19 protein-coding genes and 2 pseudogenes are annotated in these 22,177 nt (G+C 39.3%); 4 read left to right on the top strand and 17 right to left on the bottom strand.

Translation table 11 applies throughout. From position 1 onward, the window contains the following. Positions 1-19 precede the first annotated feature (19 nt). Positions 20-883 (bottom strand): helix-turn-helix domain-containing protein, encoded by an 864-nt coding sequence (locus BAU16_RS08990; protein ID WP_161526982.1) that lies wholly within the window; start codon positions 881-883, stop codon positions 20-22. Positions 884-1,064: 181 nt separating this feature from the next. On the opposite strand from BAU16_RS08990, the gene BAU16_RS08985 reads away from it, so the two are divergent. Further along, the gene (locus BAU16_RS08985) at positions 1,065-1,469 is read left to right on the top strand and encodes a hypothetical protein (protein ID WP_161526981.1); all 405 of its coding nucleotides are present in this window, start codon (positions 1,065-1,067) and stop codon (positions 1,467-1,469) included. A gap of 63 nt (positions 1,470-1,532) precedes the next feature. Here the strand turns inward: BAU16_RS08985 and BAU16_RS08980 are convergent. The 5 genes and pseudogenes from BAU16_RS08980 to BAU16_RS08960 form a co-directional block, all read right to left on the bottom strand. Then, positions 1,533-3,212, bottom strand: a pseudogene (locus tag BAU16_RS08980) (IS1182 family transposase). 478 nt (positions 3,213-3,690) lie between these two features. After that, entirely contained in the window at positions 3,691-4,374 is a 684-nt protein-coding gene (locus BAU16_RS08975; protein WP_237579232.1) for an alpha/beta fold hydrolase, read from the bottom strand. Beyond that, entirely contained in the window at positions 4,367-5,371 is a 1,005-nt protein-coding gene (locus tag BAU16_RS08970) for an NADP-dependent oxidoreductase (protein WP_161526980.1), read from the bottom strand. Before BAU16_RS08970 ends, BAU16_RS08975 begins: the two co-directional genes overlap by 8 nt. Positions 5,372-5,472: 101 nt before the next feature. After that, positions 5,473-5,637 (bottom strand): hypothetical protein, encoded by a 165-nt coding sequence (locus BAU16_RS08965; RefSeq protein ID WP_202621259.1) that lies wholly within the window; start codon positions 5,635-5,637, stop codon positions 5,473-5,475. 14 nt (positions 5,638-5,651) lie between these two features. Continuing rightward, positions 5,652-6,221, bottom strand: a complete 570-nt coding sequence (locus BAU16_RS08960; protein WP_161526979.1) for a TetR/AcrR family transcriptional regulator — start codon at positions 6,219-6,221, stop codon at positions 5,652-5,654. A 413-nt stretch (positions 6,222-6,634) separates the two neighbouring features. Here BAU16_RS08960 and BAU16_RS08955 point away from each other — a divergent pair, with 413 nt between their 5' ends. Both BAU16_RS08955 and BAU16_RS08950 read left to right on the top strand, forming a co-directional pair. After that, positions 6,635-7,657: an LLM class flavin-dependent oxidoreductase gene (locus BAU16_RS08955; RefSeq protein WP_137604928.1), complete on the top strand. Its 1,023-nt coding sequence runs from the start codon at positions 6,635-6,637 to the stop codon at positions 7,655-7,657. Positions 7,658-7,827: 170 nt separating this feature from the next. Beyond that, entirely contained in the window at positions 7,828-8,460 is a 633-nt protein-coding gene (locus tag BAU16_RS08950; protein WP_161526978.1) for an SDR family oxidoreductase, read from the top strand. Between the two features lie 97 nt (positions 8,461-8,557). Here the strand turns inward: BAU16_RS08950 and BAU16_RS08945 are convergent, their stop codons facing one another. The 3 genes from BAU16_RS08945 to gnd are packed head-to-tail and all read right to left on the bottom strand — an operon-like array spanning position 8,558 to position 10,468. Further along, the gene (locus BAU16_RS08945) at positions 8,558-8,866 is read right to left on the bottom strand and encodes a nucleotide pyrophosphohydrolase (RefSeq protein WP_048603264.1); all 309 of its coding nucleotides are present in this window, start codon (positions 8,864-8,866) and stop codon (positions 8,558-8,560) included. Between the two features lie 17 nt (positions 8,867-8,883). Beyond that, positions 8,884-9,537 carry an HAD family hydrolase gene (locus BAU16_RS08940; RefSeq protein WP_082147230.1) on the bottom strand — a complete coding sequence of 218 codons (654 nt, stop codon included), beginning with the start codon at positions 9,535-9,537 and terminating at the stop codon, positions 8,884-8,886. 31 nt (positions 9,538-9,568) lie between these two features. Beyond that, positions 9,569-10,468, bottom strand: coding sequence for a phosphogluconate dehydrogenase (NAD(+)-dependent, decarboxylating) (gnd, locus tag BAU16_RS08935; RefSeq protein ID WP_161526977.1), 900 nt, complete (start codon positions 10,466-10,468; stop codon positions 9,569-9,571). 223 nt (positions 10,469-10,691) lie between these two features. Between gnd and BAU16_RS08930 the strand changes: the two genes are divergently transcribed. Further along, entirely contained in the window at positions 10,692-11,534 is an 843-nt protein-coding gene (locus BAU16_RS08930) for a MurR/RpiR family transcriptional regulator (protein WP_161526976.1), read from the top strand. 69 nt (positions 11,535-11,603) lie between these two features. On the opposite strand, the pseudogene BAU16_RS08925 reads toward BAU16_RS08930, so the two are convergent. The 8 genes and pseudogenes from BAU16_RS08925 to BAU16_RS08890 all read right to left on the bottom strand — a co-directional run bounded on the left by BAU16_RS08925 (position 11,604) and on the right by BAU16_RS08890 (position 22,168). Next, positions 11,604-13,654: pseudogene (locus BAU16_RS08925) on the bottom strand (beta-galactosidase). 15 nt (positions 13,655-13,669) lie between these two features. Next, entirely contained in the window at positions 13,670-15,895 is a 2,226-nt protein-coding gene (locus BAU16_RS08920; protein WP_048603259.1) for an alpha-galactosidase, read from the bottom strand. A 45-nt stretch (positions 15,896-15,940) separates the two neighbouring features. Then, on the bottom strand, positions 15,941-16,387 hold the full coding sequence (locus tag BAU16_RS08915; protein WP_048603258.1) for a DUF3284 domain-containing protein: 447 nt from the start codon (positions 16,385-16,387) through the stop codon (positions 15,941-15,943). Positions 16,388-16,404: 17 nt separating this feature from the next. Next, positions 16,405-17,709 (bottom strand): PTS sugar transporter subunit IIC, encoded by a 1,305-nt coding sequence (locus BAU16_RS08910; RefSeq protein WP_048603257.1) that lies wholly within the window; start codon positions 17,707-17,709, stop codon positions 16,405-16,407. Positions 17,710-17,834: 125 nt separating this feature from the next. Further along, a complete protein-coding gene (locus tag BAU16_RS08905; protein WP_048603240.1) occupies positions 17,835-18,872 on the bottom strand; it encodes a LacI family DNA-binding transcriptional regulator in 1,038 nt (345 codons plus the stop codon). A 111-nt stretch (positions 18,873-18,983) separates the two neighbouring features. Continuing rightward, on the bottom strand, positions 18,984-20,123 hold the full coding sequence (locus tag BAU16_RS08900) for an ABC transporter permease (RefSeq protein ID WP_137604933.1): 1,140 nt from the start codon (positions 20,121-20,123) through the stop codon (positions 18,984-18,986). After that, complete coding sequence (locus BAU16_RS08895; RefSeq protein ID WP_048603238.1) at positions 20,124-21,218, bottom strand: ABC transporter permease; 1,095 nt, start codon at positions 21,216-21,218, stop codon at positions 20,124-20,126. It abuts the gene before it with no gap. An 8-nt stretch (positions 21,219-21,226) separates the two neighbouring features. After that, a complete protein-coding gene (locus BAU16_RS08890) occupies positions 21,227-22,168 on the bottom strand; it encodes an ABC transporter ATP-binding protein (protein ID WP_161526975.1) in 942 nt (313 codons plus the stop codon). Positions 22,169-22,177 lie beyond the last annotated feature (9 nt).

Genomic DNA, 22,177 nt, shown 5'->3' with positions numbered 1-22,177 from the left:
ATTTGCCCTCCCAATAGAATTATCTCTCAAACCAATTATACAACTCATCACTAGACTTCTCAGAACACAACTTCATCAAAGCCGGACGCATTGCCTGAAAAATCTCAATCAACTCTTTCCCACCAAAAAGCGGCGAAAAAGCTTTTCCTGTCAGATTCAATGATAAAGTCGAAATGATTTTTGCTGTCTCGACATCATCATCAAGAATATTCACTAACCTTCCTACCAAATATTCTTCTGAGAATTCGATTTTTCCTCTTTTCGCCAGATTACTGATCGAATCTTCGACTAATCCGATAACCTTCTCCTCTTCACCATACTTAACCTCACCACTCATTTCAACATAGTCCATCACTTCTTGATAGACAAATGCCAGTGCTTCACCCTTTTCCTTATCTGAAAAGTTTTTCAACTTCTCCGATTTATCGATCTGCTGCGTAACGATTTTGCCAATATACCTATCTAAAATACTTGGAGAAAAATCCGCGAAACAATCATCGATGAATTCTTCCATTGGATAACCGACTTCATTTTCCCAATCAGGATTTTTAAAATCACCAGTAAAGAATTCTTCTTTGATCTGCTTTACCACATCCGGATATTCCTTAACTAACTCGCCTTGTCCCGTGAGAGTTAGATAATCCGCGATATATTCCTCTATCTCCCCAAAGTAAAACCAACCAACAGACCTTCCGCTGATCTTAACCACTTTTTCAATCACATCAATCGGTGCCAAGTTATATCCTTGAACATACGAACTAATCGTCGGCTTCTTTAATCCAAGCCGGCTGCCAAACTCTGTAAAAGAGATATTCATTTCGTCTTTGATTTGTTTTAATCGTCTTCCAACTTTTTCTTTATTTGGTTGCAATAATCCAAACATTTCTGATCCCTCCTATATGATTTCATATACAGCATATCACACGTATATCATTTCGTATATATTTTTTACAAAAACTATTGACACCGTATTTAAAACCGTATATGATACAAATGTAGAGGTACCGCTACATTTTTTTAAACCAAACGTATACCAAAACGTATATCAGAAAGGAGAGAACATTATGCCAATCAAAATCAGTGATTTAACCTTACCAAAAGAAAAACTAGAAAAGGAATACCAAATCGTTAATGTCTCACGGTGGCAAAAGAATGGAGAAATTTTAGGATGGAGCTACGAGTGCGCCTTACCCAAACTTCGCTTTGAAAAGATGAGCGTAAAAATTGGAAGCGCTGAACCAGTTGTAACAGTGGATGAACTTGAGAAAAATGGGATCGCGACAGTTACTTTTAACAATCTTGTGATCAAACCTTGGGGACGTGCAAATGGTCAGTTTGTCAGCTATGGGTTATCCGCAACGGCAGACTCAGCAGTTTTACTGACAAAGCAACAAACAGATACTCCTAGCAATCATTCAAAAGATTCACGCAACGAATATTCCTGCTTGTTTGTTGGGTGGTTTCGTTGAGGGCGGATGGGCTCCAAGCCCAAAGCCGACCGCAACGAAAAAACCGCACAATAAATAAGTAGGCTAGAGCTTAGGACATAAGTCCCAAGAATCATAAAATAGACGACCGAAAATCGTAAAAAGAATTTTCGGTCGTCTGTTTTTTAAATTATTGGAAGAATCTTCCTTGGTTGCAGGCATGTTCAACCAATATTTCCTTAAATTGATCGCCATTAGCGCAAACCCAATCTCATTGTGTGTCTGCTGTTTTCCTCGAACAGAGAACCGAGTAAAACCTAAACAAGCCTTCAAATGTCCGAAAGCTGGTTCAACGTCAATTTTTCGTTGACGATAGATTTTACCGGTTTCTTCTTCTGAAAGTAGCTGTTGAATCGTTGCTTTAAAGTATTCCCAGTTCATGTTCTTTTGAATCTCACGATTCTTGTCACTCTTCGCTTTTGTACACTGGCTTCGAAGAGGACAATTCGAACAATCTTCACATTCATACCGTTTTAAATATCGTTTAAATCCATATTTATCTGTACGAATAGAATAATTGCGAAACCTCATTTTCCGTCCATTAGGGCAAAGAAATGTATCATCTAATTCTTGATACGACCAGTTTGCGGGAAGAAACGGGTTTTGTTTGAATTTTTTCTTTTGTTCTTTATGATACATGGCATAGGTAATGAGCGGTATCCGTTCATGGTCTTCTAAAATAGCTTGATAGTTTTCTTCTCCTCCATAACCAGCATCTGCGACAATATAGGTTGGTAGCTCAAAGAAACACTCTTTTAAAGTAGTTAAAAAAGGACGCAGTGTTCGTGTATCCGTTGGATTTGAGAAAAGATCATAGCCTAAAATATACTGATTGTTTGTGGCAATTTGAAGGTTGTAGCCAGCTTTTAGCTGACCATTTTTCATAGGATCATCTTTCATGCGCATAAACGTCGCGTCTAGGTCGGTTCTAGAGTAGCTATTTCGTTTTCCTAGAATCTGTCTATGTCTTTGATAGGCAAGTTTTCTTTCTTTGAAGTCGTGAAATAGTTTTCTGATTTTTTTCGGGATTTTCCGTTTCGAACGTAACGATTTTCGAGTCGTTCCATCTTCTTCTTGTGTGATTTTTTCTGTAAATTTATCAACAACATGAGTGAGGTGTTCTTCAATCTGACTTAATTCAGTTGGAGATAATTCATTTGTGGACTCGCGTTCAATTTCAGGAATAATCGTGTTTTTTACCAATTCATCATAAAGAAAAGCTGATTTTTCAGTAAGCTTTTTATCAAAGTTATCAATCGATTTTCTCCAAACAAAGGTGTATTTATTGGCATTTGCTTCAATCTTTGTTCCATCGATAAAAATGGCTTCTTCATCGATCAATTGTTCCTTGACCAATTGGCTACGGAACTGAACGAAGCACTCCCGAAGGAGTGTGTTCACCAAAGGATTCACACGGAACCGATTAATTGTTCGATAACTAGGTTGATAACTTTGCGTAAGCCACATCATGCGGATACTGTCTTTCGTCAATGCTTCAATCTTTCGACCAGAAAACACGGATTATGTGTAGGCACATAAAATCATCTTCATCATCATTTTTGGATGATAGGAAGAAGGTCCCATTTGATGATGAAAGGGAATGAAACGCTGTTCGGGAATACTTTCAATTAACTCATCAATAGCGAACGCAATATCATTTTTTTCTAACTGAAAACTAAAATCCAGAGGAAGAACGACTTGATTTGTGGTATAATTTTTAAACATAAGAACACCTCGCTTTTTTATTTGTTTAGTCACTTTTATTTTAGCAAAGGTGTTCTTATTTTAATACAAAAAAATAATCCAGATGCCAATCAATTTGACTGGTATCTGGATTTTTCATTAGGACTTATGTCCCAAGCTCTTTTGATTTAGGCTTAATTTGACGGGATTCTCTATAGAAAAATTAGCAAAAAGAATGACCAGTTTCCGCCACAGAAATAATTATTCTTTACAAAAAAATATTCCCCCAACCAATCAAATATTGATTAATGAGAATAAAAGAGGATTTTTCCCAGCCACCGATAGAATGCCCTTCCCGCTAGAAGTATCTACGTTAACTTGTATAGTATTAATATTTCCAAGGTCAGCTTCTCTAAAAATTCACTATGTCTAAGAATAACTTTTCATTTGTTTTAAAGTAGCTGCATCTTGATTCTTCGCATTATTTTATTTTAAAAAGAACGTTACTAATTGCGTAAATTCATCTGGATATTGAAACAATGAACCATGCCCAGCGGTTGATTGCTTTCAACTGATTATTGTAACTAGAAAGTCGGATATTTTTATCTTTTACAGCGATTCTTTCATGGATTCGACTCAAGTATTCTTGGGCTTTTTGTTTCCCATTTGCTGTTGAAGTAAAAAACAAATAATTTTTTATGTCTTTCCTAGTAAAAATCGAACGTACAAGGTCTTTATTCGCTATCCTTATTACATCAGATATACCTTGTCCACCTCTCGGACCAGTCCCCACTAAAACCAATTTCCGAACAAGTTGAGGTTCTTTTACCACTAGCTCTTGAGCAATCATCCCCCCCATAGAAAGGCCAAGAAGATCGATTTGATTGACATCTAGAGCATGGATAAATTCCAAGGCATCATCCGCCATTTCAGCAATGGTTCTGGGCACGTTGCCAGTGGACAGTCCTACTCCAACATTATCAAAAACAATGACCCAGTGATTTTTGGCTAATTGGTTTAATACTCGATAATCCCAATTATCCAAAGTTGCGGATAAATGGTGGAGCATTATCAGCGGAATACCTACTCTCTCCCCCATTTCTCGATAAGCAAATGCATGCTTATTTGTTTCCAAAAAAAGATTGGGGATTGTCAAATAATCCTGTTCCAGAGCATCATTTTTTTCACTTTCTTTTTTAGTCAAATTTAATCACTACCTTACCATTGGGATGCCCATCTCTTACCAGTAGAAGCGCTTCATTGACTTCATCTAGAGTAAATTCATGAGGATCAATTACTGGAACAATGTTCTCCTTTTCGACAATTTCGGTAATTTTTTGTAGTTGTTGTCCGTTTGCTTGGACAAAAATAAAGTGATAGGTCACATCATGCTGTTTAGCTTTTTTATCTATTTTAGCCCCAGCAACAGCAAACAACCCTTGTTTCCATTTTGGTAAATTTTGCTTAATAGCAAATTGCTTATTAGGACCGGCAATTAGGCTAAGTAACTTACCACCCGGTTTGATGATGGAAAGTTCTCGATCAATTTCTTTTGCTCCCAACGTATCAATGACAAAATCAACCTTATTTAAAACTTCCCAATAATTTTCTTTACGATAATCTAAGTATTGATCGGCTCCCGCTTGGATAATCCGCTCCTTGGCACCGGCATTTCCAGAGACAATTACACGCAAGCCAAGATGTTTTGCAATTGGCACAGCAATTTGACCAAAACTGCCTGATCCACCAGGAATAAAGACAGATTGTCCAGGCTTAGCTTGTAAAATTTCTGTTAGGGCTTGGTAAGCGGTTAGCCCGGTCAACGGAACACCGGCACCTGTCACAAAATCCAGATTTTTAGGTAAGTACCCAATTGCGCCTTGATCCACGGCCACATACTCAGCAAAAGCACCTATCTTATCAATCGGCAATCTGGTATAAACCTCGTCACCTTTCTTAAAATTCGTTACCTCACTGCCGACTTCTTCGATAATTCCCGTCAATTCATTTCCAAGAGTAAAAGGTTTTTCATAGTCCTGGATGAGTTTCACACTCCCTGTGATATTCAAAATTTCTAAGGGATTAACGGCTGCCACTTTGACTTTCACAAGCACCTCATTTTTCGAAATTTTCGGTGTGGGAATATCTGTAACTTCCACATTTATCTCTTTTGAATAACGTTTTATTTGCGCTGCTTTCATTGTTCATTTCTCTCCTTTTAAAGAAACCACCCATGATTCTGCATTGACGGTTTCCAAATTTTTAATCGATTGTTGGATAGTCGATATATCTTCCCCTGGATTTACATAAAGCGTTTCTGGATACCGTGGTATTCTTTTCTAAAATCTTCACCTAATCGATTTTCCCGACGAGCGACTAAAATTAAATTCTTCCTTTTTTCTATAAAGTCTAATGCTATTCCATAGCCAACTCCTGAACTTGCACCCGTAATAACCGTGTATTTCATGATTGTCTGCCCCTTTATTGTACAAAGGATAATGTTTGCTCAATAATCCAATTTAATTTTTTGATGTTTCTTGTTGTTTTTGATAAAACACGAATACCAACTGAAGCATTATGAAGATAGCTAGCCAGTGTTTCGATATCCGTAGCGGCAGATAGTTCATTCTTTTCTTGGGCGAATAAAAGTATATTGAACAGTTGATGTTCTTCGTGGTCAAAATATTTTTGAATTTTCTCCTCTATCAGAGGATCCACGTTCGCTAATTCAGTAGCAGAATTCACAAGGAAGCATCCTGCATGACTTTTTTCATTAATTAAAATCGAAAAAATTATTTTTAATTGTTCATGTATAGTCATTTTTTCAGATAGATTTTCCATGATTGCTTTTTCAAGTGTGGTTTCGTATAGATCCAAGGTTAAGAGGAATAAGTTGTGTTTGTCCCCAAAAGTATCGTAAATACTTCGTCTATGAATTCCCATTGCATCGACAAGCTCTTGCATGGATGTATTATTATAGCCTTGTTGCCAAAAGACATGCATGGCTTTCTCCAAAACGACTTCTTCTTCAAATTCCTTACTTCTTCCCAAAATCAAAGCTCCTTTCCTTACGAAAATACTGTGTTTTATTTTCTAGAACGTTCATTCTAAAAATACCAGAAAAATTTATTTTGTCAATTTACTTGCTCCTGATTTTAATAAAGTGTGCTATTGTAAATCCCCAACATTATTAGTTGCCTACTAAATTAATCTTGTTTCCCGCTAAGAATTAAAAAAGTGCTAGAATCGCTGATTCAACAGCATTTCTGGTATACCCGTAATATTGGAGTGGGAATAAAACCCTAATATAATAAGATAGTTTCCTACCAAAAGGGCTGCAAATCTACTCCATACTCCCCCCGAGAACAATTATTCGTCTTTTTGAAAAAATCATGGTAAAATCCTGACAAGTTAAAAATAAAAAACCATCTATTTTAGATAGAGATCAAAGGAGGTCAATTAGTTTGAAAAAAATCGGATTTTTAAGTTTTGGTCATTGGATGAACCAAGGATCACTTGTTAAAACGGCGCAAGATGCCTATTTGCAATCGATTGAATTAGCGGTTGAAGCAGAAAAAATCGGAATCGACGGTGCGTATTACCGGGTCCATCATTTCGCTCCGCAAATCGGTTCTCCTTTTCCGCTGCTTTCAGCAATCGGTGCAAAAACCAGCAAAATCGAAATTGGAACAGGACTTATCGATATGCGTTATGAAAATCCTGCCTACATGGCGGAAAATGCTGGATTGACGGATATTATTACACAAGGAAGAGTCCAATTAGGGGTAGGTCGTGGTTCACCAGAGCAAGTTCTGGACGGTTGGAAATATTTTGGCTATGACTACAGTGAAGAAGAAATCAAAGAAATCACTCGTGAACGAACCCTTGAATTTTTGAAATTGATTGAAGGAAAACCATTTGCAGAACCCAATCCACAGCCAATGTTCCCACAAGGATCTGGAAAATTACGTATCGAACCTTATTCAGAAGGCTTGCGTCAACGAATTTGGTGGGGTGCTGGTTCGCAACAAACTGCTGTTTGGGCCGCACAACAGGGAATGAATTTACAATCTTCCACGTTAGTAAACTATGAATCCAACGAACCGTTCCATATTCAACAAGCCAAGCAACTGCGGGCATATAAAGAAGCATGGAAACAAGCAGGACATGACTTTGAACCAAGAACCCTTGTGACCCGCTCCATTCAGCCAATTACAACAGATTTGGATCGTCGCTTATTCGGTCAAGATGGACAACCTCAACAAGATCAAGTGGGTTATCTGGCTTATCATCGAAACCCAACAATCTTTGGCAAAACCTTTGCCGGAGAACCTGACAAACTGGTTAAAGAATTGGCAGAAGATGAAGCAATCAAAGAAGCAGATACCGTTCTGATTACTATTCCAAACACCTTGGGAGTAGAATACAACATTCATTTGCTGGAAACTCTTGTAAAAGAAGTTGCACCTGATTTAGGCTGGCGCTAAAAACCGGGAATGCTCCGCAAACAAGCCTCATGCACCACTATTTTGTTGGTGTAGGAGGCTTGTTTTTTAACAGAATATTGATTCTTCATTTTTAAACCGCCAAATGACACAAATTTCCTTCTTTGCTGTACAGTAGAAGTAGTTTCAAATCAAAAACTGGAGGGAATTCCATGAAAATTTTTGTAGTAGGTGGTTCTGGTCGGGTAGCAGCCGACTTGATTACTGCGCTGAAAGAACAAGGCCATGAGGTGATTGCTGGTGCTCGTCATCCAGAAAAAATCGTTTCTCAGGAAGTCACTGCTGTCCACTTGGATTTGCATGAATCTGTAGAAAAAATTGCCGAAATCATCGGGTCTGTAGACGTCATTTATTTTGTTGCCGGCTCTCGGGGAAATGATTTATTGCAAACAGATGCTTTTGGCGCAGTCAAAACCATGCAAGCCGCTGAAAAAAACGGTGTGTCTCGCTATATCATGCTCAGCTCGATTTTTTCCCTACAACCGGAAGAATGGTATCGTGAAGGCTTAAAGCAGTTGATGGATTATAACATTGCCAAATTTTTTGCCGACAATTACCTAATCACCAACACTTCTTTGGATTACACTATTTTACAGCCTACAGGTCTGACCACTGAAAAAGGAACAGGAAAAATCCATATTGGTGAAGGTTCTGTATCGACGAATCCGATTCCTGATGTAGCCAAAACGCTTGCGGCAATCATCGACCATCCAAATACCAGCAAAAAAGTAATCATGATGCGCAGTGGAGATACTCCAATCCATGATGCCTTAGCTCAGATCTGATTTTTAATACGAATCATAAAAAAATCCGAACATTGCAGAAAGCATGTTGTGCTTTTCTGCATCGTTTAGATTTTTTTCTTTATTTAGTCCTATCATGTTAGGACTTTTTTCCCCGACTTTTTTCCACCGGATATTTCTGTGCGTTCTTTTGCAATTTTTCTTCAATGATTTCATCGATATCAAAGTTGAGATTGTCCGCCATCATGTACGAATAAATCAGCACATCTGCCAATTCCTCTTTTAAACGCTCTGGATTTTCTTTGGCTTCTTCTGAGGTTTTCCATTGAAACAATTCCAGTAATTCTGCTGCTTCCAAGGAGATAGAAAGGGCCAAATCTTTTTCATTGTGAAATTGCCGCCAGTCCCGTTCTTCGCGGAACTGATTAATTTTTTCCATGCTGTTCATTGTACTCATCTCTTTCTTTACTCTGTCAGATAATTTTCAACGATTTTTAGCGTTGGACCCTCCGCGACAAGATTCAATGAGGCTTTTTTCTCCTGTGAAGGTGGTGCAAAGCTACTGTCAGGTACCAGCAAAACGCCTAAACCGGCTCTAGTCGCAGCTGTTGCACCGATGATGGAATCCTCCACTGCAAGGGCTTCCGTGGGGTGTAATTGACTTTTTGCCAGAGCTGTCAGATACACGGTTGGTGCTGGTTTATGCTCCATCACTTCATCGCCAAAGGTCATTTCATCAAAATAGTTCAGCAAATCAAAGTGGGTCAGCAAATCCACCGCACGTTTTTTAACAGTTGACGTAGCCAACCCTACTGCTAAATTTTTTTGTTTACAAAAAGCAAGGGTTTCTGCTGCAAAGGGTTTTGCCTTTAAGGTGCCGCTTGCCAACTGACGGTAAATAAATTCTTCTCGTTTCCTGCGGATCTCAGGTACCTTTTCTTTGCCGACGATGGACGCAATATATGCTGCCGTCTGCAACCAGCTACGACCGCTCCAAGAATCAACTTCGGTTTCTGAGATTGGCAGATCATACTGCTTAAAGGTCCACAACCATCCCTCCCGATAAGTCTTTTCTGTATCGACAAGCAAGCCGTCCAAATCAAATATGATTCCCTTAATCACCAAATCCCTGCTTTCTGTTTTTCTATCGTTACTCTTTTTTTGAAACGGCATGCCCGCCGAATTCATTTCTTAAAGCGGCAACGACTTTTCCGGTAAAAGTATCTTCTTCCAATGAACGGTAACGCATCATCAATGAGGTTGCAATGACCGGCATTGCTACTTCTCGCTTCAAGGCTTCTTCGACGGTCCATTTGCCTTCGCCGGAAGAATACATGATTCCTTTGATCTCATCCAGCTGACCATCTTTTTGGAAGGCATTCGCGGCAAGTTCCATCAACCAGCTGCGAATAACTGATCCATGGTTCCACATTTCAGCTACTTTTTCGTTGTTATAATTGTAGGGGCTGTGTTGCAATAAATCAAACCCTTCCCCGATTGCCTGCATCATACCATATTCAATTCCATTATGAACCATTTTCAGGTAATGACCACTACCGGAAGGTCCAGTATACAAATAGCCTTTTTCAGCGGCAATTTTTTTAAATAAGGGTTCAATTACAGGAAAAATCTCTGCTGGTCCACCAATCATGAAATTGCCGTCCTTCAAAGCGCCCGCCATCCCGCCGGAGGAACCAACATCGAAGAAATGGATTTGTTTTGCTGCCAATTCTTCTCCTCTTTTGATGGAATCCTCATAAAAAGAATTTCCGCCATCGATCAAAATATCTCCCGGTTGCAAAAGATCCCCCAATTTTCTTACGGTTTCTTGTGTTGGAGCACCAGCTGGGATCATCACCCAAATGATTCTAGGTGCTGGCAGTTTTGCTACCAGCGTTTGCAAATCTTTTGCTGGTTCTGCGCCTAATTGTTCCGCTTCCTCAACAGCCTTTGCAGTAACATCGTAAGCCACTACCTCTACTTGATTGTGCAACATATTCTGGGTCAAATGCAACCCCATTTTTCCTAAACCGATCATCCCTATTTTCATAACTAGTCTCCTTCCCTTTTTTTATTCACTCTCAGTATATGTAATTTATTTACAAAATACAAGTGTAATTATGTATATTTTTTACATATACGTTTTATTTTGTTGTAACTCGTGGTATGATAGGCTTAATAAAAGTCCTTCTATACCTGTTCCAGTCACTTTTTGGTAACAAAAGAAAGAATCAGACTTGAAAATTCAGTGGAAAATAAGAGGAGGAAAGCGAATGGGCACCGCATTTCGAAGCCGTATTAAAAGTTACTATGATGATCTCAGCAAAGGAGATCAGCGATTAGCTGATTACCTTTTAGAAAATTCTAAAGAATCCAGCCGCTACTCCATTCAAGAATTAGCGGAAGCAACTGCCTTATCTACGGCTACGATTTCACGTTTCGCAAAAAAAGTCGGCTACCAGAATTTTCAAGAGTTGAAGCTGACTCTGAATCAAGCCGGAGAAGAAAAAAATGATTTCTTTTTATCCCTGACTGCAGAGGATTCTTATCTGACAATTGCTGAAAAAACCTGCCAAACCAATATTCATTCCATTGAAGCCACTCAGGCGATGTTAACTGAAAAAGATTTACAAAAAACTATGGCAATTTTGTTACAATCAACCACCTGCGGCTTTTTTGGGATGGGGGGTTCTGCTGTCGTTGCGCTAAATGCCTACCATAAATTTTTGCGGATGCCGATTCATTGCTTCCATCACGAAGATTTTCATATTCAATTAATGCAAGCCGCCAAAATGACCAAAGAAGATTGTGCATTAGTCATTTCCCACACCGGACGCAACAAGGATACTATGGAGTTGATGGCTGTTTTGAAAAAAAATGGTGTACCGATTATCGGCATCACCAGCTATGCCGGCTCTCCCGTTGCCCAAGCCAGTGATGTTGCCTTGATTTCAATCTCGGAAGAAACCTTCTACCGTCCCGAAGCAATTTCTTCTGTCGTCTCTCAACTGAGTATTATCGACACACTCTTTTTGATTTATGGAATCAAAATGAAAAGCGCCGCTAAAGAAACCATCAACGAAATCCGCGAAGTCATTCAGGACACGCGGATGTAAAAAAGAGCCGAAATTAAAACGAACCCTAAGAGTTAGATTTTTGGTCTGACTCTTAGGGTTCGTTGTTTTCTATAAAGATTCCTTCCCAATAATCACTTCATAAGGAGCAAGAAGTAATTCTCTTGGTAACTCTGTTTGCTTTTCTGCATCAATCAGTGAACGTGTAATCTCAATCGATTGAATTTCTGTCGAGAAGTTCATAAAAAAGTGATAGCTGGCTGTTTTACTGTAGCGGCTTTGTACGGATACCACAGGTGACATTCGTTTGATCAACGTATTTTTCAATTGTAGTTTCTCAATCAGGTCCTCATAAAAAGCTCTAAGAAAATCGGTATTCGTTCGAGCCGCCAAATAATACGTATCGCCCTTCCCAAAAGCGTGCGTAACAACTGCTGGGGTTCCTTCATAAAATTCTTCATGATACCGTCCCAAAACCTGAGCCTCTTTAATGGCTAAAATAGCTGAATAATCCTTTGTTTGATACATTTTCCCCTGATAATCCAACATATTATGCTCATTTTCGTATAAAGTGTCTAATTCTAAAACATCAATTCCAAATAACGCTTGGAGTTTTTTTGGTAGTCCACCCAAATAAACAAGATCTGTTTCATTGACCATTCCTGTAAAATAACTTGCTATCAAAGTTCCTCCTGCAGCAACATACTCCTGCAATTTTGTCATCGTTTCACCAGTCATCAAATACAACATTGGAGCAATCACTAAATCATACTTAGAAAAATCTTGCGTGACGGAAAGAATATCAACAGAGATATCTTTTTCCCAAAAAATAGAATAGTGTTCTTGCAGTGTTTGGGGGTAACGGCGTGTAGGTCGACCAAAGCCGCCACCACGTTTCAACGCCCAATTGCTCTCCCAGTCAAAAAGGATTGCCACTTTCGATTTTTTTGTTGTACCTTTGACTTCACTCAGTTTTTCCAATCGTTTTCCATATTCGGAAACCTCTTGAAAAACTCTATTTTTTGCAGAACCATCATGCCCAACAACTCCACCATGAAATTTTCTGAATTTCCACGTGATTGTCGCCATTGAAAATACAAAGTACTGTCTGACCCATGGGCAATTTGCTGCATGGCGCTCAAAATGTGCATGCCTGGTCGTTTTGATTTGTTGAATGGGTGTGAATTAACTTCACTCGGTGTTGATTCCATCACTAAAAATGGTTGTTGTTTCAACGACCAGTATTGATCATGAACATAAGCTGATTTCATTGCCGTTTTTTCTAGTGACTCATAATTATTGTGCCAATCAGGATAACTATCCCAACTGACGATATCTACGTACTTAGAAAACTTTCCATAATCCAATCCTTCTAGTGGAATGAAGTCACGTGTGTCATACCCTTCTGCCATAAAGTTCGTTGTTACCGGTATATTTGGTGTTATCTCCCGTAGTGGTTCAATTTCTGCTTGATAGAAATCAATCGTCCTATCCGTAACAAATCGTTTCCAATCTAAATCCATTCCATGAACTTTATGTTCCCCCAAAGGAGAAGGTGGTAAAACTTGTGCCCAATCTGAATACGTGCTTCCCCAAAAGGACATCAACCATGCCTGATTGATTGCTTCAAGAGAGCCATATTTTTTCTGCAACCACTTACGCCAGCTTTCCTGACAATAGGGACAGAAACATTCTCCAGAGTATTCATTGGATACGTGCCACATAGAAAGCGCAGGATGAGAACCATAGCGTTCTGCTAATTTTCGGTTAATTCGTTGAACTTTTTTCCGATAAATAGGCGAAGAATAGCAATGATTGTGTCGAAACCCATGAGTATGCTTTTGTCCCAATGCATCGGTACGATTCACTTCTGGATACGCCTGACTTAACCATTGGGGACGTCCGCCACTCGGAGTTGCCAAAATAATATTTCCACCAAATTCAGAAACCTGATCAAAAATTTCATCCATCCAATCAAAACAAAATTTACCTTCTTCTGGCTCTAGGGCACTCCAAGCAAATACTCCTAGTGTAACCGTGTTGACATGCGCCTGTTGCATCAGCTCGATGTCCTTTTTTAAAATATCCGGATAATCGAGCCATTGATCGGGATTATAGTCGCCGCCATGCAATAAACGATGATCAAGATCAAATCTGACCATTTTATTTTCCTCCCGCTACTTTACTAATTCAATTTGATAAATATAGGATTGAAAGTCTCCCTTGACTTGTGCTTGTTCATGATTTGCTCCGTTAAATTGATACGGTTCTCGAATACCGATCTCCCTTAATACTTGACCGCTAAGTACCTTTCCGTTTACTTGATACTTTTTGTGAGGATTCAAGAAAGGTAGTGGTAAAAAGGCATCTGCTGTTGCATTTGGTTTTGCCAATATACGGTAAAATCCTACAATAGCTTTTCCTTTTTTATGATCGTAAACAGCCCAAGCTACTTCATTTTTATCTCCCGTATTTAGTTGATAGAAAGTGCCAAAAGTCAGCAATTCACGATGTTCCCGATAAAACGCGATCCGGGTACGAATCTCCTGTCCTTCTTCTTGTGAAAGTTTTGTGATATCAAGTTCATACCCTAAAGGACCAAACATTGCGACGTCTTGACGCATTTTTAATGAGGTATTTCGCAAAACTTGATGGTTCGGACTAGCAGAAACATGATTACTAAAAGAGGACAATGGATAAGCCAGCAGTGTTCCCGTTTGAATGGCTAAACGTTCGACTGCATCGCTATCATCGCTTGGCCAAATTTGCGGACTATAAAAAAGAATCCCCAGATCATACCTACCACCACCACCTGCGCATCCTTCAATCAAGATAGCGGGAAAATCAGTTAGAATTTTGGTGTATAATGCATAGACGCCCAAAATATAGCGATGGAAAAATTCTGTTTGATCAACCTTGTTTTGTTCAAGATACATCGAATAGGCTTCTGTAATATTGCGATTCATATCCCATTTTATATAGTCTAATTTCGTAGCCTGAATAATCTCCTTCATTTGTTTATAAATCGCTTCGACAACTTCCGGATTGGCAAAATCCAACACATATTGTCCACGACCAATCGAAATTCTCTCAAATGGATGTCTTACGACCCACTCTGGATGATTTTGATACAATTGGCTGTCGGGAGAAATCATCTCTGGTTCAAACCAAATACCCAATTGTAGATCTAACTCATGAATTTCAGCAGCAAAAGCCGCGATTCCTTTTGGAAATTTTCGTTTATCTACTACCCAATCTCCGAGAGAACTACGATCATCATCTCGCTTACCAAACCAACCGTCATCTACTACAAAACATTCCATCCCAAGTTTTTTTCCTGCTTTGGCTAGAGAAACCAGTTTATCATGGGTAAAATCAAAATACGTTGCCTCCCAATTATTGAAAACAATCGGACGCGGTTTTTCTAACCACTGCGGATCAATCACGTGTTGTTCAATAAATGCTGCTGATTCTTGCGCCAAGCCGTTTAGCCCATTATTCGAATATGAAAGCATCGCTTCCGGTGTTTCGAATTCTCCTCCAGGCACCAATTTCCAAGAAAAATAATTTGGTTGAATGCCTAACAACAAACGGGTATTTCCCCATTCATCCACCTCTGCTTGACCTAGGAAGTTCCCGGAGTAAATAAGATGTGCACCATAAACAGCACCTTGATTGATGGAACTATTTTTTTCTTGCAAGGCGATAAAAGGATTGTGCTGATGCCCGGAAGCCCCCTTCAAAGAAGAAATCGCAACGGTCCCTTGTGCCAATGAATGTCGGGTCAAATGTCGTTCTTTCAGCCATGCGCCTGCGAGGTGCAAGAATTCATAATTGTCTGTCGGCAATTCTAAAACACCGCTCATCATTCGTTGAACTGTTCTGTCTACATTTCCCAAATTCTTAATGACCTGATTTTTAACAATCACACCACTATTCTCAAAAATCGTATAATTAAGCATCAATACTAGGCGTCGTTCTTCGTCAATCAATCGTAATTGGATCGTTTCAGCTTTTCCTTTGTCAGCAAAGGTGGCGGGTTTTGCTAATACTCGTTTTTTCTCATCCGTTATCTGATAGTCACAATAGCGAAAATCCACATACAACGGCGTAGTATTTTCGGTAATCTCAATTGCGCCTTCCCTAAAATCACTACTGCCGTACACTGGGTATTCTTGCAAGTGATCGGCTAAAGTAAATTGTCCATTTTCTTCTGAAAATTTGACCGTTCCGGCTGACTTGTTCTTTTTTTGTGAAAGATAGAAAAGGTCTGTCTCGGAAAGTTCACCGAGGGATTTTCCAAAATACAGATGTCCGATTTGATGATTTGGCATGACATAAAACAAGTAGCTTATCTTGTCATTTTTTAAGTGAAAATATCGATTGTCTGTTACTGTAATCATTCTCTTTACCTCGTCCTTTTGTTTCTTATCAAACAACGGTCAAGGTCAGTGATTTTCTTGACAGAGCTGTTCAATGTATTGCATTCTTTTTTTTATTCCATGATTATAAATGACTTTGTAAAAAATACTTATAAAAAGAAAACTGAATTGATACCTCGGTTGGTTGAATTCATTGCGTTCTGAATAGCGCACCTCCGCTTTTTCTTTCCCCTGAGAAAATTCATATGTCTGCAAAATAGTTCCTTTGTCATAACTAGTTTCCAGTTGAAGACATTTATCAGGTACTAGCTCAGTGATTCGCATCGCTGCTGGAACAGGTAATTTTTCGGTTTTTGTAAAAATATCATGCTGAATTTCTGATCCTTTCTCCAGTTGGGAAACTGAAGGATCTTTACTTTGAAAAAATTTTTGTTGTTCAGCCAACAGGACTTGATACATTTCTGCCGCAGTTACTTTCGTTTTGAATTTAAAACTCAAGGTATCAATTCTCATCTTCAATTCCTCACTATCTAATTTGTTTCTGCTTGATTTTCAAGTGCTTGAGCTTTTTCCTCTTTCAAATATTCACGATCCATTACCAGCAAGAAAGGTATCCAGATCAAAGTCATTACAACTACTGTTACTAATTGTAAAATCGCTCCCGCAATCGAACCGGTACCTAACCAGCCAGATAAAAAGACGGGTGTCGTCCAAACAACTGTTGCGCCGATTGGTCTTGGAACTAACCCAATGGCAATTGCAAAGTAAGAAATTGCTGTACTTACTAATGGACTGACAATCCACGGAATAAAGGCAATTGGATTTAATACGATTGGCAAACCAAATGTCATTGGTTCAGAAACATTGAAAACAGCTGGTGCAATAATTGTCTTCATCAGTTTTTTCATACGAATCGAACGGGCGATGAAAAATGCCATAGTAACTGAAATACCTAATTGTAATCCTTGATTGACAAATACACCCATGAAAGTTGTATTGATGATATGAGGCAATTGTTCTGCCCCGTTTTTGTAGGCTTCATAATTTTCAATTGCTAGCGCACTCATGATTGGATCGATGACTGCATTCACAACTAATGTCCCATGAATCCCAAACCACCAGAAAAATTGCGTAAAGAAGACTGCTATTAGAACAGCTGGTAACGTGCCGCCTAATCCCATCAATGGTTTTTGTAAAAGTTCATAAACAAAATCAACTGCATTTCCCCATGTTGTAAAAGTAAACAAGTAACGAACGACGTTAAAAAGAAATAACGGTGCAGCACCGGGAATGATTGCAACAAAAGACTCGGAAATCATTGGCGGTACAGAATCCGGCATTTTGATAGTTAATCCAGCAGCACTGATTTTACAATAAATTTCTGTAGCAATAATCGCAGTTAGAATACCAACAAACATTCCTTCCGCCCCTAGCTTAGCAACTGGAATAAATGTACCCATGCTTTCATCTTGACCAAATGGCAACAGTAAAATGAATGAAGACAGTGAAATAGCACCCGCAAAAATTTGTGATTGCTTATAATGTCCTGCCAATTGATACCCAATCCCATAAACAATAAAAACGGCAGAAATACTCATTGTTGCATTACCTATTGGACCAAAGAAATCATTTAGGAAGGTATTCACTGCATCCGGCAAATATTTTGCAAAGCCAAATGTCGTTGGTAAATTCTGGATAATGATCATGATCGAAGCAAACATTGTAGCTGGAAACGCCATCATAAAACCGTCCCGCAAACTTAGCAAATATTTATTGTTTGCGATAATCTGTGCAACCGGAACCATTTTTTCTGATAATTTGTCAATAAATTTCATCGTGTGATTCTCCTTTTTTGTATTGCAAACGTTTACGATTCCATTATATTTGTTTAGTTAATGTTTACACAAGAGACAAATTAAAAAAGTTTACAAAAGATTTAGTAATCTTTGTAAACTTTCTTTCAATCCTTGCTAATTCTACCAACTGATTCTCTTGCTATCAGTTGGCTGGAACAGATAACCGTGATTGGCATGGTTCGTGTACCTAGAATCCGTTCTTTCGCCATATTGACTGCAATACGTCCCATCTCTTGTGCATTCATACGAACTGTCGACAACGCTGGACTCATATAACGCGCCATCTCAATATCATCAAAACTGATAACAGAGATATCTTCAGGAATACGTAAGCCATGATCGTTGATTGCGCGATAGACACCCACTGCCATTGGATCGCTTGCCACAACAACCGCCGTCGGTCTTGGGTTTAATTGCAACATCTCTTCGGTGAGCTGTAAGCCGCATTCCGGTGTCCAATTTTTTTGAAAACTATGACTGTATTGTTCTAAGTCTTTTAATTTCATCCATTGCCGATACTGTTCTGCCCGTACTTCCTCTTGATAAAAGCTGACATCCCCTATACGATCCACCTTACTACCAACGCCGCCGATAAAAGCTATATTCCGATGTCCATTTTCAAATAATGTATCCAAAATTTCATGGGTTTTCCATGCAAAATCCGTTTGAATACAATCAAATTGTGAATGGTTTTGGTAATTGTCGACTAAAATGATCTGATCGTTATACTTCTTTACTTCTTCAAGTGCATCCGTGTCCATTTCGCCAATCAAAATCACCGCTTTATATTTTTTCAATTGTTGCCAATCCTTTAGCTTATCTCTCATTCGAAACACACGAACGACCTTTAAGCGCCATTTTGCGGCTTCTTTTTCAATTCCTTTGCGAATATGCTGAAAGTACGGATCATCAGATTCACTTTCTTCACTGTGACGAGTAATCAAAGCAATAGAAAGATCATCTCCTACATTGCGACTTCCCCGTAAATTTTTTTCTTTTGAGTAATTTACTTGGTTGGCAATTTCTATCACTCTTTGACGGGTATTTTCATTGATACTGAAGGTTTGATCATTGTTTAATATTCTTGAGACACTGGCAGCTGATACACCAGCCATCTTAGCAATATCACGAATACTTGCCACATCTCCAACTCCTCTGTTTACTGTTTACATTTTAAACAATAAATTGTTTTGCATGAGAAGTCAAGTTAGGAAAAAATAAGCCGCAAAATTTTACAATTTCACGGCTTATTATTAATCAAACACCTCTAAATTTTTTCTCTTCATAAACCCATACGTAGAGATGCTGAAAAAGAGCAGGACAAAGGCAGCTAGGACCAGCAGATTAACAATGATTTGAGAAAAATCAGCGTTATTTTGCAGTTGTTTGATGGCATCTAACACCCAATATTGCGGTGTGATACGGGCGACTTTTTCCATAAACTCCGGCATTACCTCGCTGGGAATCAATGCCCCGGATAAAATACTTGTAACGGTAAATAGAATACTTTGGACACCGGAAGCAAAATTACTGCTGGGGGAATTCACGCCGATTGCAATCGACCAGGCGACAGCAACCAGTCCAAAGACTGCGAGAACCCCAATCAACTGTATCGCAGGTAACCCGATATCGATACGAAATGCCACCGTCATCAATAAAACCGTAAAAACCACTTCAAAAATCATCGCTAGGAAAGCGAAAATCGCCGTGCCCGTGAAATACGCCCCTTTAGAAACTGGTGTTGTCATGAAGCGATGGTAAATTTTATTTCGCCGTTCATTTTGAATGGCATTTGCCCCAAAAACCCCGGATTGATAAAGCAGCATCATGAGCATAAATCCAAGAATCTGGATACTCATTGCTTTGCTTGTCGCATCCTTTTCAAATTGTTCAAATTTGATTGTCGTATCTCCTTTTACAAATTCAAAGGCTTCTTTTTCACTACTGTTAGCCGCAAATTTTGCAATGGCTAATACTTCATTGTAGGTAGTAAGGGCAATATTTTTGATGGAATCAATGGCCTGCCCTTCCTGAAGGGTACGAAACTTCAACGTTGCCAATTCTCCCTCACCAATTTTTTCTGAAAAATCTGCGGGAATCACAAGATTGGCGGTCACAGATTGGGCAGCCAATGACTTGTCACCGGCTTCCTCATCCTTTAATTCCTTCACGGATAACCGTTTCCCAAGCGTTGCAACAAATTGCTGACTGTACTTGGATTGATCCTGATCAACGACCCCTACCGTCAAAGAGTTGGCGATACCTGTATTGCTGTAGATAAAGAAATATAACGCAATACTCATGATAGGAACCCCCAAAAGAAACAGCACCTGCATAGGATGGTTCCGCCAAAGAATAAACCGTTCCCGAATAATCCATAGTATATCCTTCATTTAGAATTCCTCCCTGCGATTTAATACAACCGACATGCCAATATATAAAACCAATGTACTAATCAAACAATAAAGGACACCTTGCCACTGCAACGCATTTTCGGTCCATAAGGCTTCACGAATCGGTCCCATGACCCAACCCATCGGTGAAAAACGCATCATTTCTTCACCAACTGGGAAGTATCCGCCCCCGAGAAAGGCTGCCACTTGAATGATAACTTGAACCAATGCCATGCCCACACCTTTTCCAACCGTTTCTAAAAAGGCGCCCAAAACTAGAAACAACAGCATTAAGGAAGACAAATTGGCAAAGGAGAAGAACCACTGCAAATGCCACGGAACACCGAAAAGAACTTGCGTGATCACCATCAATGCGAAAACCACACACACGCCCAACAAAGCATGTCCAATAAAAGTAGAGTTGATCAATTTTTGTCGACTGACCGGACTGATTAATTCCCGCTGCAATGTTTTTTGTCTGCGACCTTTATCAAACATCTCCAACCCGTTTTGCGACATATACAAAATAAACAATGCAATCATCGCAACGGAATAATATTGGTAGGAGGTTGCCGGTTTCTTCATTTGACTTTGATCGACCACAATGGCTTTGTCCAACTCAGGTGGTAAGTTGAAGAGCTCTTGCGGTGCTACACCAAATTGTTGCGCTCCTTCCATCAGGCGCATCACCTGAAACATCTCCGCCAAATAACTTTTTAAGAGAGTAAATTGTACGTCTGACAGACTTTCGATTTGAACGGTAATATCTTTTTTAATGAGAAAGTAGGCATTTGCCTGCTTTTTCTTCATCGCTGCAACAGCACTTTCTTCATTCGGACTTTCTTCAAAAATAAGTTTGTCCGAATCGATTTCCTGCAAAACAGCTTCAAATTGCGTTCCCATCGCTGCATCATCCACAACATAACGGACCTGAATCTCATCGATTTTATCTTCGATATCGCCGCCATCAAAAGCTCCCTGCAAGACCGAACCTAAAATCAGCATCAGCGTTAACGGAAACACCAAGAAATAAATATAGGTGGCTTTGTCCCGTATTTGCTGGATAAATGTCCGAATAATAATTGGTAAATTCATTTTCTCACCTACTTATCCCTTAAATTGCGTCCGGTCAGATTCAAGAAGACCGTTTCTAAATCGATTCGTTGCTGATCGACACTGTCGACTTCGACCCCTTGTTTAATCAACTGCATCAACAAGCGGTTCAATGCATTGCTTTCTACTGACACGGTGACCACCAGTTGTTGTTCCTGTAAGCTTGTTTGGATCACACCGGACTGTTCTTCGATTTCTGCCAAATTCACTGCTTGGGGATTTGCCACTGTAATCGTGATATTTTTTTGGTCTGTCACGAGATTGACTAATTCGGCTTCAGTTCCGGTAGCGATAACCTTGCCGTGATCGATCACGACGATTGTATCCGCCAAGCGCTCTACTTCTTCCATATAGTGGCTGGTATAAATCAAGGTTTTGCCCTCTGCTCGCATTTTTTCAATAGTTTCAAGAATATAATTTCGTGATTGGGTATCGATTCCTACGGTTGGTTCATCCATAATGACAAATTCCGGTTCGTGAACGATTGCCATAGCAATATTCAAGCGCCGTTGCATCCCGCCGGAAAACGTGGCTGATTTATCTTTCTTCCGTTCCCATAAACCGACTGCTTTTAACGCTTTTTCAGTAGCATCTTTTAATTTTTGTCCCCGTAATCCATACAACCCGCCAAAATAGCGGACATTTTCTTCTGCGCTCAAATCATGATAGATCGCCAGTTCTTGTGGTACTACCCCGATTTTTTTACGTAAGTCTCGATTTTTTTCGGAAGCTTCTTTGCCAAAAAGTTTGATTTCACCTGCTGTTTTTTTCAATAATCCAGTAATCATATTGATGGTAGTTGATTTTCCAGCGCCGTTTGGTCCCAATAATCCCAAAATCGTTCCCTTATCTACAGAAAAACTCACTTCATCCACTGCTACCTGTGAGCCAAATTTTTTCGTCAGCTGATTAATTTCTACGATACGTTCCATGTTTTCTCC

The organism is Enterococcus sp. JM9B (assembly GCF_009933265.1).
In the GTDB taxonomy this organism is placed as follows: domain Bacteria; phylum Bacillota; class Bacilli; order Lactobacillales; family Enterococcaceae; genus Enterococcus_C; species Enterococcus_C songbeiensis.
The sequence above is the reverse complement of the archived record's forward strand: the minus strand, read 5'-3'. Positions and strand labels throughout refer to the sequence as shown.

Coding starts and splice junctions, on each gene's coding strand:
- BAU16_RS08950 (WP_161526978.1), top strand. CDS start 7,828: ATGAAAATTTTTGTAGTAGGTGGTTCTGGTCGGGTAGCAGCCGACTTG.
- BAU16_RS08915 (WP_048603258.1), bottom strand. CDS start 16,387: ATGAGAATTGATACCTTGAGTTTTAAATTCAAAACGAAAGTAACTGCG.
- BAU16_RS08985 (WP_161526981.1), top strand. CDS start 1,065: ATGCCAATCAAAATCAGTGATTTAACCTTACCAAAAGAAAAACTAGAA.
- gnd (WP_161526977.1), bottom strand. CDS start 10,468: ATGAAAATAGGGATGATCGGTTTAGGAAAAATGGGGTTGCATTTGACC.
- BAU16_RS08920 (WP_048603259.1), bottom strand. CDS start 15,895: ATGATTACAGTAACAGACAATCGATATTTTCACTTAAAAAATGACAAG.
- BAU16_RS08965 (WP_202621259.1), bottom strand. CDS start 5,637: ATGAAATACACGGTTATTACGGGTGCAAGTTCAGGAGTTGGCTATGGA.
- BAU16_RS08945 (WP_048603264.1), bottom strand. CDS start 8,866: ATGAACAGCATGGAAAAAATTAATCAGTTCCGCGAAGAACGGGACTGG.
- BAU16_RS08890 (WP_161526975.1), bottom strand. CDS start 22,168: ATGGAACGTATCGTAGAAATTAATCAGCTGACGAAAAAATTTGGCTCA.
- BAU16_RS08970 (WP_161526980.1), bottom strand. CDS start 5,371: ATGAAAGCAGCGCAAATAAAACGTTATTCAAAAGAGATAAATGTGGAA.
- BAU16_RS08990 (WP_161526982.1), bottom strand. CDS start 883: ATGTTTGGATTATTGCAACCAAATAAAGAAAAAGTTGGAAGACGATTA.
- BAU16_RS08910 (WP_048603257.1), bottom strand. CDS start 17,709: ATGAAATTTATTGACAAATTATCAGAAAAAATGGTTCCGGTTGCACAG.
- BAU16_RS08930 (WP_161526976.1), top strand. CDS start 10,692: ATGGGCACCGCATTTCGAAGCCGTATTAAAAGTTACTATGATGATCTC.
- BAU16_RS08895 (WP_048603238.1), bottom strand. CDS start 21,218: ATGAATTTACCAATTATTATTCGGACATTTATCCAGCAAATACGGGAC.
- BAU16_RS08900 (WP_137604933.1), bottom strand. CDS start 20,123: ATGAAGGATATACTATGGATTATTCGGGAACGGTTTATTCTTTGGCGG.